Origin of the sequence: Methylocella tundrae (assembly GCF_038024855.1) — a bacterium.
Lineage (GTDB): Bacteria > Pseudomonadota > Alphaproteobacteria > Rhizobiales > Beijerinckiaceae > Methylocapsa > Methylocapsa tundrae.
The window spans coordinates 1,545,398-1,564,384 of the sequence record NZ_CP139089.1; the positions used below are offsets into that span (position 1 = coordinate 1,545,398).

Below are 18,987 nucleotides of genomic sequence, written 5' to 3' on the forward strand. Positions count from 1 at the left end.
GGTGTGGATGACGTCCCTGCTGAAGCGTCGCGAAGCAGCGCACCTTCATCCTGAGGGCGTCAGTCGTCAGCCTCCAGCCTGCCCGCATCGCTCCCGCGCCAGCCCTCTTTCGTCTGCGCGCAAAATTCATCGAGCCGGCGCGCCGCGATCGCCGCGCGCAGGCCCGCCATCAGATCCTGATAATAGGCGAGATTGATTTCGGTTAGCAGCATCATGCCGAGGATCTCTCCGGATTTGACGAGGTGATGGAGATAGGCGCGGGAATAGGTCCGCGTCACGGCGTTGGCGGAATCAGCATCGACCGGAGCTCGATCATCGGCGTGGCGCGCATTGCGCAGATTGAGTTTTCCGGCGCGGGTATAGGCCAGACCATGACGTCCGGCGCGCGTCGGCATCACACAGTCAAACATGTCGATCCCGCGCCCGACGCTCTCGACGAGATCGTCGGGGGAGCCGACGCCCATCAGATAGCGCGGCCTCGCCGCCGGCAAATGCGGCGCCGCGCAGTCGATCATCGCCAGCATCACCTCCTGCGGCTCGCCGACGGCAAGGCCCCCCAGCGCATAGCCCTGGAAATCCATATCGACCAGCGCCCGCGCGCTCTCAAGCCGCAGGGCCTCCGACGCGCCGCCCTGCACGATGCCGAACAGAGCGCGCCCGGGCTTTTGCGCAAAGGCTTTCTTCGATCGTTCCGCCCAGCGCAGCGACAACAGCATGGCGCGGCGCGCCTCCGCCTCCTCGCATGGAAGCCTGACGCATTCGTCGAACTGCATCTGAATGTCGGCGCCGAGGAGGTCCTGGATCTCCATCGAACGCTCCGGCGTCAAGACATGCCGCGCCCCGTCGATATGCGACTGGAAGGTGACGCCATTCTCATCAAGCTTGCGCAGCTTTGCGAGCGACATCACCTGGAAGCCGCCCGAGTCGGTGAGGATCGGCCCCGGCCAGTTCATGAATTGATGGAGACCGCCGAGCGCGGCGATCCGCTCGGCGCCGGGCCGCAGCATCAGATGATAGGTGTTGGAGAGCACGATGTCTGCGCCGAGCGCTTTTACGGCTTCCGGATGCATCGCCTTGACTGTCGCCGCCGTGCCGACCGGCATGAAGGCCGGCGTCCTGATCTTTCCGCGCGGAGTCGTGATAACGCCGGTCCGCGCCGCGCCGTCGGTTGCGGCGATGTCGAAATGGAATTCTTGCGTCATAGGTCGCCCGCTTTGTTCGCCGCTGCGGGAAACAGCAAACAGGCGTCGCCATAACTGTAGAAGCGGTAGCCGTGGGCGATCGCATGAGCGTAGGCGCGTTGCATGGTTTCAAGACCGCAGAAGGCGCAAACCAGCATGAACAGCGTCGAGCGCGGAAGATGGAAATTAGTGAGAAGCACGTCGACCGCGCGGAACCTGTAGCCAGGCGTGATGAAAATCGACGTATCGCCGGAAAAAGCCGCGACGGCGCCATTGTCCTTGGCCGCCGATTCCAGAATGCGCAGGCTCGTGGTGCCGGCGGCTACGATGCGACGTCCCCCGCGGCGGGCGTCATTCAGCGTTTTCGCGGTTTGCGCGCTCACCTCGCCCCATTCGGCATGCATCCTGTGATCTTCGGTATCGGCCGCCTTGACCGGCAGGAACGTGCCCGCGCCGACGTGAAGCGTCACTTTTTCGATCATAATATCCCTTGCGGACAGCGCCGCGATGAGGGCGGGCGTGAAATGCAGGCTCGCGGTCGGCGCGGCGACGGCGCCGGAACGGCGCGCAAACAGCGTCTGATAATCGTCCGCATCACTCTCATCGGCCGGACGTTTGCCCGAAATGTAAGGAGGCAGCGGCATTTGCCCGATGCGATCGAGCGCCGCGTCGAGATCGCTCCCCGAGGCTGCGAAGCCGAGCAGCACTTCGCCCTCTTCGCCCTTTTCGACAACCTCGGCCTCAAGCGACCCGGCGCCGGCCGCCTCAAAGGTGATCATCTCGCCCGCTTTCAGCTTTTTCGCGGGCCTGACAAAAGCGCGCCAGAGACTGGCGCCTTCGCGCTTGTGCAGGGTCGCTTCGATGCGCGCCTCCGCCTCGCCTCTGACGCGGCGGCCCTGAAGGCGAGCCGGAATGACGCGCGTGTCATTGACGACGAGAATATCGCCGGGCGAAAGCAAATCGGGCAGGTCGCGGATGATTCTGTCTTCCAGCGCCGGCGCGGACGGCGCTTCGGATCGCACGACCAGCATTCGCGCGGCGTCGCGCGGATGCGCCGGGCGCAAAGCGATCGAGGAATCCGGCAGCTCAAAATCAAAAAGATCTACGCGCATTCAAGATCTCAAAGGCGCCGTTTGGGCTTCCAACTTTTTCATGCGCGGATCGAAACAGAAAATCGAGAGTTGAAGTCCGACTAATACGCGGCGGCAAGTGGATGACAATGGCGTCAAAACTACGCGCCGGCGATAACGTGATGCGGGATAGGCCAAAGAGCGAAACGCAAGGCAAAGTCGTGAAAAATGGAACGGGCGAAAAAAGCGATGCGGCGCTGTCTTACAAGCAGCGCACGCATCCGCCCATTGCCAACAGGCGTCAACCAGGCTGTTGGTTTTAGCTGAGGGTTGCGCTGATGATTTTGTCTGGATCGCGCACGGGCTCGCCGCGCTTGATCTTGTCGACATTCTCCATGCCGGAGATGACCTTGCCCCAGACGGTATATTGCTTGTCGAGGAAGCGGGCGTCGTTGAATACGATGAAGAACTGCGAATTGGCGGAATTCGGGTCCTGCGCGCGCGCCATCGAGACGACGCCGCGCACATGCGGCTCGGCGTTGAACTCGGCCTTGACATTTGGATACTTCGAGCCGCCCGTGCCGGTCCCATGCGGGCAGCCGGTCTGCGCCATGAAGCCGTCAATCACGCGATGAAACACAATGCCGTCGTAGAATTTCTCCTCGACGAGCTTTTTGATATGGGCGACGTGGCCTGGCGCGAGATCCGGCCGCATCTCGATCACCACGGGGCCTTGCGTCGTCTCTAATGTGAGGGTGTTGCCAGCTTCTGGCATGCGAAACTCCTGCGTGAGTTTTTGAGTGGGCGAACCTGAATGGCGCGGTTCGCGTCGGAAGGGCCTCAAGATCGAAAGGCGGGGACGCCTTCCTCGTTCGGTTTTGGAAGCAGCAGCGCTTTCAAATTTGGGCCGATGATCGCGATGCAATACCCTATGCGCGCGGCAAGGTAAACAGCGGCCTCCGGCGGCTTATGGATAGCGTCCCGAGAAGCGCTCTTTTGGCCCTATTTCTTTGCCGGAGCGGCGTCCGCCGCCATTTGCATCTTGATGATCTTGTCCGGCGCGGTGACGGTTCCGTTGTCCGCCTTCGAGCCCTTCTTGATCTTGTCGACGACATCCATGCCGGAGACGACCTTGCCGACGATCGTGTACTTATCGTCCAGGAAGGGGGCGTCGCCAAACATGATGAAGAACTGGGAATTCGCGGAATCCGGATCCTGCGAGCGCGCCATCCCGACTGTGCCGCGCTTGAAATGCTCGGATGAAAATTCGGCCTTGATGTTTGGCAGGTCCGATTTGCCAGTCCCCGTTCCGGTCGGGTCTCCGGTCTGCGCCATGAAGCCGTCGATGACGCGATGGAATACGATTCCGTCATAGAAGCCGCGTTTGGTCAAAGTTTCGATCTGCGCGACATGCTTTGGCGCAAGGTCCGGCCGAAGCTGGATCGTGATGCGGCCGTCTTTCGTATCGAGGTAGATCGTGTCTTTGAGGTCCTGCGCGGACGCCGCAGCGACGCCGGCGAAAAGGGCTATTGCCGCGCCAAAAGCGATGATCAATCGGCTCAACATCGCGTGTCCATCCTTTGCTTGACAATTAGTTTTCGATCTCAATTTGAAATGGCGGACCGGAAACCAAATTATTAATTGCCGGCTTCTTCGGTTGCTCTGAGCAACTGTTGTGCGAGCATACGCTCCAGCATGGCCTCCATACCGGAAAGGGCCAATCTCTCGTGCTTCCAAGAAGCGTCTGCATTCTCCAATTCGGCGTAGTAAGGTTGTTTGTCTGCGGCGATCTGATCCGGAATTGTAGGGGTCCCAGGAAGAACACTGTTTAGTTTGATACTAAGCACAACATACGAAACAACTCTTGCCGTCCTGCCATTTCCGTCCGCGAATGGGTGTATCCAGTTCATTCTCCATAGGACGTAGGCCGATAATTGAATCGCATTCCTTTCATCCCAATTTGTATTTACATAACTGCACATTTCCGCCACGCAATCAGGGACTTCTAGATGAGGAGGTGGAAGGTGCTTACTTTTCCCAATGAATACTGGAGTATTTCTATACGTTCCTGCCAGAGGATGAATACCAGCCAAAGCTTTTTCGTGAAGTCGGAGAATCAAAGCCTGCGTTAAGCGAAAACTCTTGTCGGGTTCCAAAATATGAGACTTAATGATTTCGAGAGCCGCGTTAAACTGCCGAACTCCATTTTCAGCCTCTCTTCGGGCCTTTTGGTCCGGGTCGATGATCAGTTCAACCGGATCAGCCTTGCTGTGGCGATCATCGCTCATCGGTCTCGGCCCGGTGCGACTTCTCTTCCTGGGCCACTTTTTCGTCTGCTTCGGCTACCATTTCGCGTGTAATCCGCACATTCTCAATGTGTGTGTTTCCATAAACAAAGCTCAGCCGCTGCTCGCGCAGTTGCCCATCCGTCATTTGAACCTTTTGGGCTTTGGCAATTAGCGCCTCAAGGGCTTCGGTCATTTTATTCTCTCCGTCCGGTTCAGAGACGCCGACTCTCTCGCGGACCAAACCATATACCGCGCAGGTTAATCAACATCGGAATTAGAAGTTGGTTGCTTCCTCAGCTGTCATGCAGTTACCGCCCGTGCAGCCAAACGATATTTTACAAATGCTTATGTCTTCGGCGGATATTTTGGAAATGATCGATGCTGGCGTTCGGGCCAAAAATCGCCCCCTGCAAAAGGAGGCTCAAGAAATTTCAGCCGGAGGGATCTATCCGGCTCCGCGCCGTTTGAGGTCCAAGGCGCGCAGGACGGCTTCCGGCACGAAACTGGAGACATTCCCGCCCATCCCTGCGATCTGCCGCACCAATGTCGCTGTAATGTGACAGACTGCGGGCGAGGCGGCGAAAAATACGGTGCGGATCTCAGGAGCCATCGCCGCGTTCATGCCGGCCATTTGCATCTCGTAATCGAGATCCGAGCCGTTGCGCAGGCCGCGCACCAGGATTTCAGCGCCAACCCGCCTCGCCGCCTCGACGGCGAGCCCGGAAAAAGGCTGCACCGACAGCTTGCAGGATCGCGCCGCGACCAGTTCCGCGCAGACCTCCTTGATCAGCGCGACACGCTCCTCGACGCCAAACAAGGGCGTTTTGGACGGATGCGAGCCGATGCCGATGACGAGTTCGTCACAGATACGAGACGCGCTTTCGATCACGTCGACGTGGCCGTTGGTCAACGGATCGAACGAGCCGGTGTAGAGCGCGACGCGGGTCATGCCTTGCTTCCGAGGCAGAAAAGGCGGGCGTTCAAACGACGCCAAGCTTCTTTTGCAGATTTGACGATGAGGTCGTGTACTGGAAGGTCAGCCGCTTGTCCGGATAGACATAGTGGTAAATGCGCTGCGCCGCCAAAGCCCCCTCGTGGAAGCCGCACAAGATGAGCTTCAGCTTGCCGGGATAGCTATTGATGTCGCCGATCGCGAATACGCCGGGAATATTGGTCTCGAAACGCTCCGTATCGACCGGAACAAGATTCTCGTGAAGATTGAGGCCCCATTCGCTGACTGGACCGAGCTTCATGGTGAGCCCGAAGAAGGGGATCAGCCGCTCGCAGGCAAGGTCGGTGACGCTTCCATCGGCGCCCTTGACGGCGAGCGATGAGAGTTCTCCCGCCTCGCCGCGAAGCGAGGACACCTGGCCGATGTGCAGGTCGATCTGCCCATTGGCGACGAAATCGCGCATCGCCTTAACGGAATGCGGGGCTGCGCGGAAATCGTCGCGGCGGTGAATCAGCGTCAGACGCTTGACGATCGGCTGCAGATTGAGAGTCCAGTCCAGCGCCGAATCCCCGCCGCCGACGATGACGACATGTCTGCCGCGGAAATCCTCCATCTTGCGCACCGCGTAGAAGACCGATTTGCCCTCATAAGCTTCAATGCCTTCGATCGGCGGCTTTTTCGGCTGAAACGAGCCGCCGCCAGCCGCCACGATGACCGCCTTGGCCTCGAATATTGCGTCGCCGCTCATGCGGAGATGAAACAGCGGCGCTTCCGGCGTGCCGACGGCTTTCAGACCCTCGACCATCTCGCCGAAGTGGAAGGTCGGATGAAATGGCTCGATCTGCTTCAAAAGATGATCGACGAGGCCCTGCCCGGTGACGATCGGGTAGCCCGGAATGTCATAGATCGGCTTTTCCGGATAGAGTTCGCTGCATTGTCCGCCGGCTTTCGGGAGGATGTCGACGAGATGGCATTTGATGTCCAAAAGCCCTAGCTCGAACACCGCGAAAAGTCCGGCGGGTCCAGCGCCGACGATAACGACGTCGGTCTTGATGATCTCACTCATATCCTGCTCCGAACTGCCCTGCTCCAATGATCCCGCGACAGCAGGCGCCGCGCCGCCGCCATTACCGGATCGGAATATTTCGCTTCAAGCCGGGGCGCAAACGCAGCATGCGCGCCGAGATATGGAAAGCTGCCGCCGTCTCCCGACCACGGCCTTAGCCTTGCCGGTCCGGCGTCGTAACCTTCAGGCCGTCGAGTTCCGGCGTCACCCTGATCTGGCAGCAAAGCCTCGAATTCGGCTGCACCCCATAAGCAAAGTCCAGCATGTCCTCTTCCTGGTCCGAGGCCTTGCCAGTCAGCGAAACCCACGCCTCGTCGACATAGACGTGGCAGGTCGCGCAGGCGCAGCCGCCGCCGCATTCCGCGCTGATCTCGGGGATCGCATTGCGAATCGCGGCTTCCATTACGGTGGAGCCTATGTCCGCCTCGACAGTGCGCGCTTCACCGAGCGAGTCGACGAAAGTAATTTTTGGCATGGATCTCGCTTAAACGTTCTTCCGGCGGCCGCTTCTCTCGCGAACCAAAGGTCGCCCGCGTCGAATCCGGCTCCGGACAGGATAGGGGTTCAACTCTAATACCACGTGGCCGCAGTTCATGGCCGAAGTTCAATGATCGTGCAAGAGTGTAAAATCAGCGCGGGTGAAAGCGAATAGCTCGAGGGCATTGGCGCGTTGACGATCGCCAGGCGATCGAACGCGCTATGTTTGGCAGTCGGCGGCGTCTCGACGAAAGGGTGATTTCTATCGCGTGGGGCGGCAACCGTCCGCGCGCCGCGCCATCGACAGCGAAGACGCTTCGACGACGCGAACGAAGATGCAAGGCTCCAAATCAGCGCACTCGGCGCGGACGTTTCGTTTCGGCCAAGCGGCGGTTTACGACACGTTCAATGTGCACGGCGTTTAAGCGGCTGTCCGACGCAACCGACAGTTTCGGAGCGCGGCGCATAAATCCTGGTGCGATGCGACAGCCACGGCCGCATAAATTGAGATCTCAGCATCAGTTGCTTGTTGTCAGCATGTCAATGCCGGGCGCCGCGATAACAGCCGGAAACGTGCGAATCGAACTTCAGCCCGAGGCGAATAGCCAAATTATTATAGGCGGCGGAATTTCATGGAAGATTGAGCCGCAGCGTCACCATTATAGTCGCCGACCGCACCAAATGCGCGTGAGAAGAAGCACAATTTATGGGGGGAAAATGTCCAAGCTTGCAAAGTTGCGGCCGTCAGTCTGTTCACGATCCAACAAAACGGGCCCGTCTTTCAGAGCCAGCGCCGCGCTTGCTTTCACGCTGGCCGTCGGGGCGATCACGGCGTCGATGCAGGCTCAGGCCGCGAGCAATCTGAAGGTCGAAACGCACGAGGGGCGCGTCAAAGGCGTCATTGTCAATGGCGTGGCCGAGTTTCTCGGCATTCCTTACGGCGAGCCGCCGGTCGGTCGTCTGCGCTGGATGCCGCCGAAAGAGCACGCCCCATGGAACGGCGTGTTGCAAGCGAAGGCGTTCGGGCCGACTTGCGCGCAGATCACGGAGAATGGCTTATATGCAGGCCCGGCAAACAACAATGAAGACTGCCTTTATCTGAACGTCTTTACGCCGAACGTCGATCCGGCTGGCAATGAAAAGCTTCCGGTCATCGTTTGGATTCACGGCGGCGGCAACATGGATGGGGAGAGCAACGATTACGATGGAGGCAAACTAGCCGCGCAAGGCCACACCGTTGTCGTCACCATCAACTATCGCCTCGGCCTGCTCGGCTGGTTCGCCCACCCCGCATTGGACGCGGAAGGCCATTTGTTCGGCGACTATGGCCTGCTTGATCAGCAGCTCGCGCTCAAATGGGTGAAGCGGAATATCGCTCAGTTCGGCGGCGACAAGAACAACGTCACCGTGGGCGGCCAGTCAGCGGGTTCGGTCGACACAGCCGCCAACGTAATATCCCCCCTCGCCGCGGGGCTGTTCGATCGAGGCATCTTTCAAAGCAAAATCGTCGAGCCGACGCCATTGCCGACGGCCGAAGCGAAGGGCACAGCTTTCGCGGCCGCGGCCGGCTGTGGCTCCGGCTCTGATGCGGCGACCGCCAAATGTCTGCGCAGCCTGACTGCTCAGCAAATCATGGCGCTGCAAGGAACGACCAGCGCCAGCGGACCCTACGGCAACTTTCTTGTAGCGGACGGACGGATTTTGCCGAGCGGCCTTCTTACCACGGCCTTCAAAAATGGACAGTTCAACCACATGCCCGTGATGAGCGGCACCACCGAGGACGAGGGCAATTTCTTCATCGCCGTTCCAGAATACTTCTCTGGAACTCCGGTGACGGAAGCCTCCTTCGATGCCTACGTGGCCAGAACTTTCGGCGGCAACGCGGGACCTGGCGGCTCGCCTCCCGCCTATCCCGCAGGCGCCGTTAATAAGGTCCTGGCTCGCTATCCGCTCTACGCCTATACGACTCCGCAGCTGGCGCTGGATGCGGTCGAGACCGACGTGATCGCATGCACACAGCGGTACTACGATGAATTGCTCGCCGATCAAACGCCGGTCTACGCGTATGAGTTCGACGATCGAACCGCTCCATTCTATTTTCCCAAAATGACGGGATTTCAATCTCTCGCCTACCATACGAGCGACATCCAGTACCTATTCCCCCTTTATCACGGTGGACCGGATGGCATTCCGCACGCTCTTAACAAAAAGCAGGAGCAGCTTTCCGACGCTCTCGTGACCGCCTGGACGAACTTCGCCTGGACGGGCAACCCGAATGGACAGGGAAACAGCCCATGGCCGCGCTACAAGGCCAAAGCGAACAGACCCTCCTTTCTTTCCGAAAACATTCCAGTCTTGTCGACATTCACGGACGCGCAGTTCTCATCCGCGCACAAGTGCGATCTTTGGGATAAGCTGCTGACTTACTAGGACAAAAGCGCAATTCCTTGAGCTGAACTCGGGTAGCGGTCGCGACCATGGCCGCTACCCATCGCCAAAGATCCTCAAACCTTAAGCGCCTGGAAGGGCTAATGTCTGCATCGCCGGGTTGCGGCCCTATAGGATCTCTATGTCCGGCGCTGCAAATAGATGTCCGAAGGCGGCCATAGCCCTGCTGGACGCAGATGAGCCGGAGGGCATTATTTGGCGACAAGGGCGGCGGGCGGCAAAAACCAATCCAATTTGTAATTCAGGCCAGCACGAACAGTGTTCGCGGTGGTCTTCTGATTCAGATTCACGCCGACAGCACCGAGAATCGCGCCATTGAACAATGCGCTGTTATTGCCGAGATCGACGTAAAGGTATTCGGTTTTGATCGTCAAATTGTTGGTGATTGCATACTCGAAGCCGCCACCAACGGTCCAGCCAGTACGCGGCGTGGCGGAAATCGAGAATCCGGTCCCGCCCGGGCCCGAGAGATTTACCGCGGAATTTACCTGGCCATAGGCAAAGCCGCCGGTTGCATAAACAAGAAACCGATCCCACGAGTAGCCGAGGCGCCCGCGCGCTGTGCCGAGATCATTGATCTTGCGCCCCGCGTGCGCATCGCCGCCGTTCTGGCAAGGATTTCGAGGCCTTCATCGAAAGCCCGAGACCGCCCGGCACGACGTTCCTTTCGCAGATGGTGCGATTGAATCGCCGGCGCGCGGGCGAATGCTTGCGTAACGGCCGCCCGCGATCGCAACGAAATCAAGTTTGCCTTTCGATTCTACGCTTTTTGGCGACGCTCGAAGCATTTTCGGGCAGGCGGGGGGCTGAAAAGACATCAAAAAACCGGGAAGTCAGGACCATTTGCGGATCTCCGCGAAACTTTGAAATCGGATCGAAAGGTCAAGACCCGCCGATCGTCGCCGCAGCGTTAACGATGTTTCCAGAAGCGCCGACCATCGGGTTTCAATCCCTCCGTTAGGGATGTAAAGTAAGATTTGATTAACTCTCTGCCTGCGTTCGCGCTGATGTATTTGCTCTGAACTTCATGCGCGCCTGTGACGACTTCGAAGAGGAACCAGATGGCGAGCTCTCCCAAAACTCACGATCCCGCGGCGGAGGCGCTTCTTGCCATTGAGGAAGCGTTGAACCTTCGCGCCGGAATGGGCGATGCCTTCGGGGGCGCCGAACCGCCGAGGGATCAGGGAAACAAAGGTGAAAAGCCCGCCGAGAGGAAGCAGGGTTCGGGGCCGAAGCTTCCTTCGACCAGCGAAGATCCGCTGTTCTCGGCGCCGAGCTCAAGCTTCTCGGCGGCTGTCGCAGAGGCGGCCGGCGGGCAGATCCGGCGCGCGGCCTCGCCCGCCAACGACGACCGTCACGCGACCGGAGAAATGTTGCGCGCGCTTCAGGCTCGCTCGAGCCGCACGCCGACGATCGTCGCGGCGCTCTGCTCAGGCGCCTGGATCGTCTTGACGCTCGGTTATCTCCTCACCCATCGGGAAGATCTTTTCACTGGCCCGAACGGCTCGGCCCTGCCAGCCTCCGCGCTGTATTTCCTCACCATCGCAGCGCCGGTGGTGTTCTTCTTCATCACAGCCATGATGATCCGGCGCGCGCAGGAAATGCGCGTCACGTCGCGATCCATGACCGAAGTCGCAATGCGTCTCGCCGAACCTGAGACGATCGCCACGGAGCAGATGGTGACGCTCTCGCAGGCGATCCGCCGAGAGGTCGCTTCAATGGGCGACGGCATCGAACGCGCGCTGGCGCGGGCTGGCGAACTCGAGACACTGGTGCGATCGGAGGTGTCCAATCTGGAGCGCTCCTATTCAGACAATGAGCGGCGCGTGCGCGCGCTTATCGACGAACTGGCGGCGGAACGGGAATCCATTCTCTCGAACGCCGATCGGGTGCGCGGCGCTATTTCGATCGCCCATGACACGGTGTCGCGCGACATCGAAAATGCTTCGGCGCGGTTCTCCGAACACGTCGGCGAAGCCGCTGGCCGAGTGGCCGCCTCGCTCAACGCCAAGGGAGATGAAATCAAACAGGCGCTGAGCAGCGGCCGCTACGAACTCATCGAGCATCTCTCCAGCCACGGCAACGACCTCATCGACCGTCTTATGCAGACCGGCAACGACGCGACCGCCAATCTCACACAGGCGAGCGCTGGGATCGCGCAGACGCTGGATGAGCGCCTTGCCGAACTTAACGAACGGCTGCAAAACGCCCAGGAGGTTCTATCCGCCGACCTCGGGATGCGGGGCGACGCGCTGGCGGACCGCCTCGACTCCGCCGGGGCCCAAATCGCCGAGACGATCTCCTCGCGCGGCGAGAGCCTTGCGACGCGTCTTGCGGAAACCGGCGATCGCCTGCACGAAGTGGTCGCCGTCGAGGGCGACGCCCTGCACAACAATCTCGCCCAAACGAGCGAGCGTTTCGCGACGCTGATCGCTGAACGCACCGAGGCCGCCCGCGACGCTCTCGATCAGTCGAGCCGCGCGATCGTCACCGTCTTCGAGGACGGCCACACGCGACTCCAGTCCGAATTCGAGCGTAACGGCGGTGAACTGCAACGCAGCTTCGCCGAGGCGGCGGAATCAACGGCGCAGACCCTGTCCGCGCATAGCGAAGGACTGCGCGAACGCATCGCCAGTTCGCTCGACGAGACGATCAAAGCCCTGACCAGCCACGCCGAACACGTGCATGATCATCTCGATCTCACGAGCCAGGATATGATCGCCGCTTTCGCCGGGCGGACGGACGCGCTGAGCGAGCAGCTCTCCTCGGTCCTCGACGGAACTTTCGCAGCGCTCAACGATCATTCGGCGATCATGAGCGAACGTCTTGGAACCGCCGCCGAGCAAGCCGCCAGCGACTTCGCCGGCCGCTCCGAGGCGCTTCATGAGCGTCTGAACGCCACCATCGGCGACACGCTTGGCGCATTGAGCGATCGTTCGGAACAGGTCGCGGGGCGCCTTGAAACCTCGGCGCAACATTCCGTCGCGACGCTCACCGATTACGCCGATGGATTGCAGCAGCGGATGACGGCGACGCTCGATGCCTTGAGCCGCCACGCGGAAGACATCGGCGAGCGGCTGGGCTCCGTTGGGGAACAGTCGCTCGGCGCCTTCACCGAGCAGACCGAAGCTTTGCACGAGCGGCTGAACGCCGCCATCAGCACGCTCAACGGGCACTCCGAAGAAATCAGCCGTCGTCTGGCGGCAAGCGCGGAGCAGTCGGCCGGCGCGCTGACCGATCAGACCCGGGCGCTGCAAGATCGCCTGAATGTCTCCATCAGCGCTCTCAATGCGCATTCAGACGAAATCAGCCGCCGCCTCGCCACGGGCGCCGAGCGATCGGCCGGCGCGCTGACACAGCAGACAGAGGCGCTGCAGAACCGTCTCGACGCCGCCATCCGGACCGTCAACGAACATTCGGACGAAATCAGCCAGCGTCTTGTGGAAACGGCGCAATATTCGGCCGGCGCGCTCGCGGAACAGACGGAGGCGCTGCACGAGCGGCTCGACGCCGCCATCAGCGCGGTAAATCTCCATTCGGACGAAATCAGCCAGCGGCTCGCCGAGACGGCGCAGCATTCGGCCGGCGCGTTCGCGGAGCAGACGGAGGCGCTGCACGAGCGGCTCGACGCCGCGATCAACGCCGCGAACGCTCATTCGGAGGAGATCGGCCAGCGCCTCGCCGCGGCGGCCCAGCAGTCCGGCGACGCCCTCGCCGAACAGACCGAGGCGCTGCACGAGCAACTGAGCCAGACGATCGGCGCGCTCAATGCCCATTCGGAGGAGATCGGCCGGCGCCTCGCCACGACAGCTCAGCAGTCCGGCGACACCCTCGCCGAACAGACCGAGGCGCTGCACGAGCGTCTGAACGCCGCGATTGGCGCTTTGAACGAGCATTCGAACGAAATGAGCGAGCGGCTCGAAGCGACCGCGCTATATTCCGTCGGGGCTTTCGCCGAGCACACGGAGGCTTTGCACGAGCGATTGAATGGAACGCTTGCCGAAACGCTCGGCGCTTTGACGCAACATTCGCAGACGATGAGCGAACGGCTCGGCGCGATGGCCGATCTGACGGTCAACGCCTTCAACGGCCATGCCGACGCCGTGCATCAGCGCCTCGAGACGACGCTGTCGCAAACGCTAGCGGCGCTGACGAGCCACAGCGACGCCGTCAGCGCGCGCCTCGAGACAAGCGTCCAGCAATCGGCCGAGGCCCTCGCCTCCCCGATCGAGACATTGCACGAACGCCTGACAGGAGCCGTCAGCTCGACCCTTGCCGCACTGAGCGATCATGCGGCGGAGATCAGCCAGCGCCTCGCAGACACCGCCGCGATGTCCGCCGGCGCCCTCACCAGTCAGACCGACGCCCTGCGTGAGCGCCTGCGCGCTACGCTGACAGAGGCGTTCGAAGCGCTGACCGCGCATTCGGCCGACATCAGCGACCGCCTGAGGTCGAGCGCCGAACAGTCGGCTGCTGTGTTGGCCGAGCGCACCGACGCGCTCAATAACCGCCTCATTGGATCGATCGGCGAGACCCTTGGGGCGCTGACCAGCCACACGGACGAAGTGAGCCATCGCCTCAATTCAAATGTCGGCGAGACGCTCGGCGCGCTCGAGTCCCATTCGGAACTGATCAATCAGCGTCTCGAGGCGTCGGCCCAGCATTCCGTCGGCGCGCTCGCCGCGCACACGGAAGCGCTGCAGACAAGTCTCGCGGCGACGCTCGGCGAAACGCTCGGCGCGCTTTCCGGCTATTCGGATGAAATGCGTGATCGTCTTGAAGCGGTCGGGCGCCAATCGCTCGCCGCTTTCGCCGATCATACCGGAAGCCTCGAGCAGCGCCTCACCCTGATGCTCGGCGAAGCTTTCAGCGTGCTGACGACCCAGACGCAGGAGTTCAATGAGCAACTTGTCGGGCGCAGTCACGAAGCCGTGCTCGCCTTCGCCAGCCAGACCGAGGCGCTTCAGGAAAGCTTCGACGCCACGGCGCAACAGGCCGTCGCGGCGATCGGCTACCATGCCAACGATCTCAACGACCGCTTTACTGAAACCGCCTCCGAAGCCATCAACGCCATCGCGACGCACAGCGACCGCATCAATGAAGCGCTCTCGGACCGCCTCGTGATGTTCGAGGAAACCTTCCTTGGCCACGGCGGCGCCGTTGCAAACAGCATCGGCGATCAGACCGAACGCTTCACGGCGACGCTGGCGGATCGCCTCGGAGCAATCGAGAATACGTTGACCGTCCGCGGCGGCGACCTCAATGACAAGCTCGCCCTGCGCGCCGGCGAGACCGCGCAGGCTCTGGAAGCGCAGATTGACGCTTTCGAAGCGCGCACGGAAAGCCGGACGCATGAAATCGGACAGGCGCTCGACGCACTCATCGCCCGGATCGACACCGGGCTTGAAACCCAGGCGGCGGCTCTCGACGAGGCGCTCACGGCACGGGCGCGCGACATTGCGCAAATGCTGAGCGAGGGCGGCGGAAACGTCATCCGCGCACTCGACGGCAAGGCGCAGGAGATCGAGTCCGTTCTCTCGATGCGCGCGACGACTCTCGCCGAGACACTCGGCGAAAAGGCCGACGAAATCAACGCGGCGCTCGGCGGCCAGGCGGGCGCCATCGCGACAACGCTCGACGGCCGCATCGCGGAATTCGAGGAGAAAGTCGTCGGCCGTCTCGACGCCGTATCGAGCGAACTCGATGCGCGCGGCCGCGCGGTCGCCGACAATATCGCGGCGCGGACCAGCGAAATCGACGAGACGCTTGGTCATCACGCCGGAGCCATCGACGCCGCGCTGGACCGCGAAGCCGGTCAGCTTGCCGCATTGCTGTCAGGGAGAACCTCCGAAATCAGAGATCTCGTTTCACAAGCGACCGAGGACCTCGACGCGACCCTTGCAGGCCGCGCCGGCGAGATCGGCGATGCGCTCGGCGTGCGCGTCAATGAAATCAGCATGACGCTGGCGAGCCGGCTGGCGGAGATAGAAGGCGCGCTCGGCGGCCGGGGTCTGGATCTGCAAAATGCGCTGGCGCAAAGCGCGAGTGATCTGCGTGAGCTGTTCGAAACCCGCGGCCTCGGCCTCATCTCGGCCTTGTCGGAGCGCGGCAACGAAATCGCTGAAGAAATGACCAATGTCGGCGATCTGGTCACGCAGACCATCGAAGGCCGCGGCATGGCGATCGTGCAGCATCTCAGCGCGAAGCAAAGCGAACTGACGGAGGCGCTTGAACGCTCGCTCGTCAATCTGCGCGACGCCTTCGAGACCGGCGCATCAGAATCGATCGGCGCGCTTGTCGACGCGAATGGAAAGCTCGGCGCCGAAATGACCGAGGTCATCGATCGCCTCGTCAGCGGCAGCGCATCGCTGCAGGATGCGATCAATGTCGCCAGCTCGAATTTCGTAGCGGTGGAAGAATCCTTGAGCCATCGCATGGAGGAATTCAAAACCGTGCTGGGGAACGTTTCGACGGAAGTCGAGCGGCTCAATCAGGCGGCCGGAGAAACGGTCTATGAAGCCAGCGGATTTGCCGAGGCGATCGCCGGCCACAAGGAAAGCCTCGCAGCTTCGGCTGGCGAACTCGTCAGGTCGCAGGGCGAACTGGACCAGATGCTCGAGGCGCGGCGGGTCTCGCTCGATGCGCTCCTGAGCGCCATCAAGGAGCGCCGCGACGACTTCGACAGCGTGCTCGGCTCCTTCGCCGGGTTGATCGAGAACGCCTTTGAGAGCGCCGAAAGCCGGGCGCGCGAACTCGGCGCCTATGTGGCCGAAACATCGCAATCGGCGGGCGGCGATATCGACCGGCAATTCGCCGACATGCGCGCCAATATCGCGCAGGAACGCGAACGCACCGCTGAAGCGATGCGCGCCGCCTATGAAGAAACCAATGCCGAAATCGGCGGCATCTTCACCCAGACATCGCAACGCTTCGAGAGCGCGACGTCGGAGCTGCGCGAGATGGCGCGCCAAATTCAGAGCGAACTCGCGGCGACGCGGGAAGCCTTGAGGACCAGCGTTGCGGATCTGCCGCAGGAGACGGCGCAGCAAGCGGCAGCGATGCGCAAAATCGTCGCCGACGAGATCAAGGCCCTGAAGGAGCTGAGCGAAATCGTCACCCGCTCTGGCCGCTCCTTGGATGTGTCGACGCCGCTTCCCGCTGCGGACCGCGCGCCCGCCGCCCCCGCAAGGCGCCCTGCGCCCCCGCCGGCTCGGCCGGCGGAACCCGCCCGCGCGCTCGAGGCGCCCCAGACGGCGGAGCCCCGCCGCCCGCAAGCGTCCCCGGCGCCGTCCCGCCCGGAGGGAGCACCGACGCCGGAACGCGGCGGATGGCTGTCCGATCTGCTCGCGCGCGCCTCGACCGACGAGCCGCCGGCGCCGCCGCGCATCATGAGGGACATCAAACCGAAAGGCGTCGGCGCGAGACCGCAGCAGGCGGGCCAGCCGCTCGACGCCATCTCGCTCGACGTCGCCAGCATGATCGACCCTGACGCGGCCGCCGAGGCCTGGGAGCGCTATCGCCGCGGCGAGGCCAACGCTTTCTCGCGCCGCATCTATCTCGGCCGCGGCGCGCAAACCTTCGACGAGGTGCGCCGGCGCTATCGGCTCGATCCGGAGTTCCATGCCACAATCGACCGCTATGTGCAGGAATTCGAGCGTCTGCTCGCCGAGCTGAACCGCGACAACGCCGATGAAACGGCGACGCAGACCTATCTGAATTCGGAGACCGGCATGGTCTACACGATGCTTGCCCATGCCTCGGGCCGCCTCGGATAGAATGAAGGAAGGGCGCGGCGGCGAGCCGCGCCCTGCACTGCTTCCATTTGATGCTGCCAGCCGGCCTGTAAGCCGGGTTCTGTATGGCGCGCGGGAAACCCGCGACGCGTGATGGCCATTCCTCTGGGGCGGCCGTCGCCGGCCGCCTCGAGCAACCAACCCGGGCGACGATCCAGAGACGGATCTAAGGTTTTTTAGAACCTCGCGTCGCCCCTATTCGGTCTTGCTCCCGGTGGGGCTTGCCGTGCCGCTCATGTCGCCATGCGCGCGGTGCGCTCTTACCGCACCGTTTCACCCTTGCCGCCGGCGCAGGGCCGGATGGCGGTTTATTTTCTGTGGCGCTTTCCCTGGGGTCTCCCCCGCCGGACGTTATCCGGCACCGTTTCTCTGTGGAGCCCGGACTTTCCTCCGCCCTAAGGCGGCGGCCATCCGGCCGGCTGGCGCTTGCGACATAGGCGTGAAGAGGCGGCCAGTCAATGGAGGCCGCGCAATCGCTTTGGTTCCTCCTCCCTGATCTGTGTCGAAAAAATCGCAATCGAAGGAAAATCTTAACGGCGCCCAGTTCTAACTTGACCTCCCGGGGCAGTCTCGATTTTTTGGCGCGAGGCCCCAGGCGATGCTAGGATCAGCAATGAAGAAAATTTTCCTGCCGACTGTCTTTCTCGCGACTTCGCTCGCGCTTGCGGGATGCGGCTATACGCCTGAACAGCGGGCCGGAAGCGGCGCGGCCATTGGCGGCGCCACGGGCGCTGCGATCGGCGCGGCCACGGGCGGGGGAGTCGGCGCGGCGCTCGTCGGCGGGGCGCTCGGAGCGGCGACAGGCGCGATCGTTGGCGCTAACACCCGTCCAGCAAATCCGCCGCCGCCGCCGCCCGGTTATTATCCGCCGCCGCCGCCGCCGCGCGCTTGCGCGCGGGTCGTCTACGACCCCTACGGCAACGCCTTCTGCCAGGGATATTACGGCTATTAAAACAGATACAGCTTTGCCAGCGGCGTTTTGCTCCTCACCAAACCACGGTGAGCGCAAAGGCGGACGCACGCCCGATTCGCTCATTCTCCATTATACCGGGGTGGCGACGGGCGAGGCCGCCGTGCGTCTGCTCTGTGATCCCGCAACGCAGGTCTCGGCTCATTATGTCGTGATGCCGGACGGCGCCCTTTGGCAGCTCGTCCCCGAGACGCGCAGGGCCTGGCATGCCGGCAAAGGCTCATGGGCCGGCGAAACCGACATGAACGATATTTCGATCGGCGTCGAGATCGCGCATCCGGGCCATAAGGACGGCGCCGCCGCCTTTCCCTATCCCGAGGCGCAGATCGCAACCGTCACGGCCCTCTGCCTCGATATCGTGGGGCGGTGGCGGATCACGCCGCAAAGAGTGCTCGCGCATTCGGACATCGCCCCCGATCGGAAGATCGATCCCGGCGAGTTTTTTCCCTGGGCGCAGCTCGCCAAAGCAGGCGTTGGCCATTACGTCGCTCCCTGCCCGATCGCGGACGGCCCGCGCCTCGAACAGGACGCCAGCGGCGCCGATGTCGAAGAGCTGCAATCCTTGCTGGCGCGCTATGGCTATGGGATCGATTTCAGCGGCGTCTACGACAAGAAGACGCAATTGGTCGTCCGCGCCTTCCAGCGCCATTTCAGGCCGGGGCTGGTTGACGGGACGGCCGATTTCTCGACCGTCGTCACTCTACGGAAATTGCTGGCGGCGCGACCTCAAGGCTAGCGCCGA

Annotated in this window: 14 protein-coding genes and 1 other RNA gene; 5 read left to right on the forward strand and 10 right to left on the reverse strand. The window is 62.0% G+C overall.

The annotated features are described in order from the left end of the window. Positions 1 to 59 precede the first annotated feature (59 nt). The 9 genes from tgt to SIN04_RS09680 all read right to left on the reverse strand — a co-directional run bounded on the left by tgt (position 60) and on the right by SIN04_RS09680 (position 7,032). Positions 60 to 1,202, reverse strand: coding sequence for a tRNA guanosine(34) transglycosylase Tgt (gene tgt, locus SIN04_RS09640; protein WP_341264399.1), 1,143 nt, complete (start codon positions 1,200 to 1,202; stop codon positions 60 to 62). Further along, a complete protein-coding gene (gene queA / locus SIN04_RS09645; RefSeq protein WP_134488670.1) occupies positions 1,199 to 2,293 on the reverse strand; it encodes a tRNA preQ1(34) S-adenosylmethionine ribosyltransferase-isomerase QueA in 1,095 nt (364 codons plus the stop codon). The genes tgt and queA overlap by 4 nt, the downstream gene beginning before the upstream one ends. 277 nt (positions 2,294 to 2,570) lie before the next feature. Then, positions 2,571 to 3,026 carry a peptidylprolyl isomerase gene (locus SIN04_RS09650; protein ID WP_134488672.1) on the reverse strand — a complete coding sequence of 152 codons (456 nt, stop codon included), beginning with the start codon at positions 3,024 to 3,026 and terminating at the stop codon, positions 2,571 to 2,573. A gap of 227 nt (positions 3,027 to 3,253) precedes the next feature. Beyond that, positions 3,254 to 3,817: a peptidylprolyl isomerase gene (locus SIN04_RS09655; RefSeq protein ID WP_134488674.1), complete on the reverse strand. Its 564-nt coding sequence runs from the start codon at positions 3,815 to 3,817 to the stop codon at positions 3,254 to 3,256. Between the two features lie 71 nt (positions 3,818 to 3,888). Next, positions 3,889 to 4,539 carry a Fic family protein gene (locus SIN04_RS09660; RefSeq protein ID WP_134488676.1) on the reverse strand — a complete coding sequence of 217 codons (651 nt, stop codon included), beginning with the start codon at positions 4,537 to 4,539 and terminating at the stop codon, positions 3,889 to 3,891. Beyond that, complete coding sequence (locus SIN04_RS09665; RefSeq protein WP_134488678.1) at positions 4,529 to 4,732, reverse strand: hypothetical protein; 204 nt, start codon at positions 4,730 to 4,732, stop codon at positions 4,529 to 4,531. Before SIN04_RS09665 ends, SIN04_RS09660 begins: the two co-directional genes overlap by 11 nt. Before the next feature lie 252 nt (positions 4,733 to 4,984). Further along, positions 4,985 to 5,488: a pantetheine-phosphate adenylyltransferase gene (gene coaD, locus SIN04_RS09670; RefSeq protein ID WP_134488680.1), complete on the reverse strand. Its 504-nt coding sequence runs from the start codon at positions 5,486 to 5,488 to the stop codon at positions 4,985 to 4,987. A gap of 31 nt (positions 5,489 to 5,519) precedes the next feature. After that, positions 5,520 to 6,557: an NAD(P)/FAD-dependent oxidoreductase gene (locus tag SIN04_RS09675; protein WP_134488682.1), complete on the reverse strand. Its 1,038-nt coding sequence runs from the start codon at positions 6,555 to 6,557 to the stop codon at positions 5,520 to 5,522. 154 nt (positions 6,558 to 6,711) lie between these two features. Further along, on the reverse strand, positions 6,712 to 7,032 hold the full coding sequence (locus SIN04_RS09680) for a 2Fe-2S iron-sulfur cluster-binding protein (protein WP_134488684.1): 321 nt from the start codon (positions 7,030 to 7,032) through the stop codon (positions 6,712 to 6,714). A gap of 719 nt (positions 7,033 to 7,751) precedes the next feature. On the opposite strand from SIN04_RS09680, the gene SIN04_RS09685 reads away from it, so the two are divergent. From SIN04_RS09685 to SIN04_RS09695, 3 genes are all read left to right on the forward strand, one after another. After that, positions 7,752 to 9,464 (forward strand): carboxylesterase/lipase family protein, encoded by a 1,713-nt coding sequence (locus SIN04_RS09685; protein WP_134488686.1) that lies wholly within the window; start codon positions 7,752 to 7,754, stop codon positions 9,462 to 9,464. Positions 9,465 to 9,658: 194 nt separating this feature from the next. After that, a complete protein-coding gene (locus tag SIN04_RS09690) occupies positions 9,659 to 10,168 on the forward strand; it encodes a hypothetical protein (RefSeq protein WP_244605753.1) in 510 nt (169 codons plus the stop codon). Positions 10,169 to 10,543: 375 nt separating this feature from the next. Further along, a complete protein-coding gene (locus SIN04_RS09695; RefSeq protein WP_341264400.1) occupies positions 10,544 to 17,257 on the forward strand; it encodes a hypothetical protein in 6,714 nt (2,237 codons plus the stop codon). Between the two features lie 52 nt (positions 17,258 to 17,309). On the opposite strand, the gene rnpB is transcribed toward SIN04_RS09695, so the two are convergent. Further along, positions 17,310 to 17,698: RNase P RNA component class A (rnpB, locus tag SIN04_RS09700), an RNA gene on the reverse strand. A 190-nt stretch (positions 17,699 to 17,888) separates the two neighbouring features. Between rnpB and SIN04_RS09705 the strand changes: the two genes are divergently transcribed. Next, positions 17,889 to 18,227, forward strand: a complete 339-nt coding sequence (locus tag SIN04_RS09705) for a lipoprotein (protein ID WP_134488692.1) — start codon at positions 17,889 to 17,891, stop codon at positions 18,225 to 18,227. 13 nt (positions 18,228 to 18,240) lie between these two features. After that, positions 18,241 to 18,981, forward strand: a complete 741-nt coding sequence (locus SIN04_RS09710; RefSeq protein ID WP_244605754.1) for an N-acetylmuramoyl-L-alanine amidase — start codon at positions 18,241 to 18,243, stop codon at positions 18,979 to 18,981. Positions 18,982 to 18,987 lie beyond the last annotated feature (6 nt).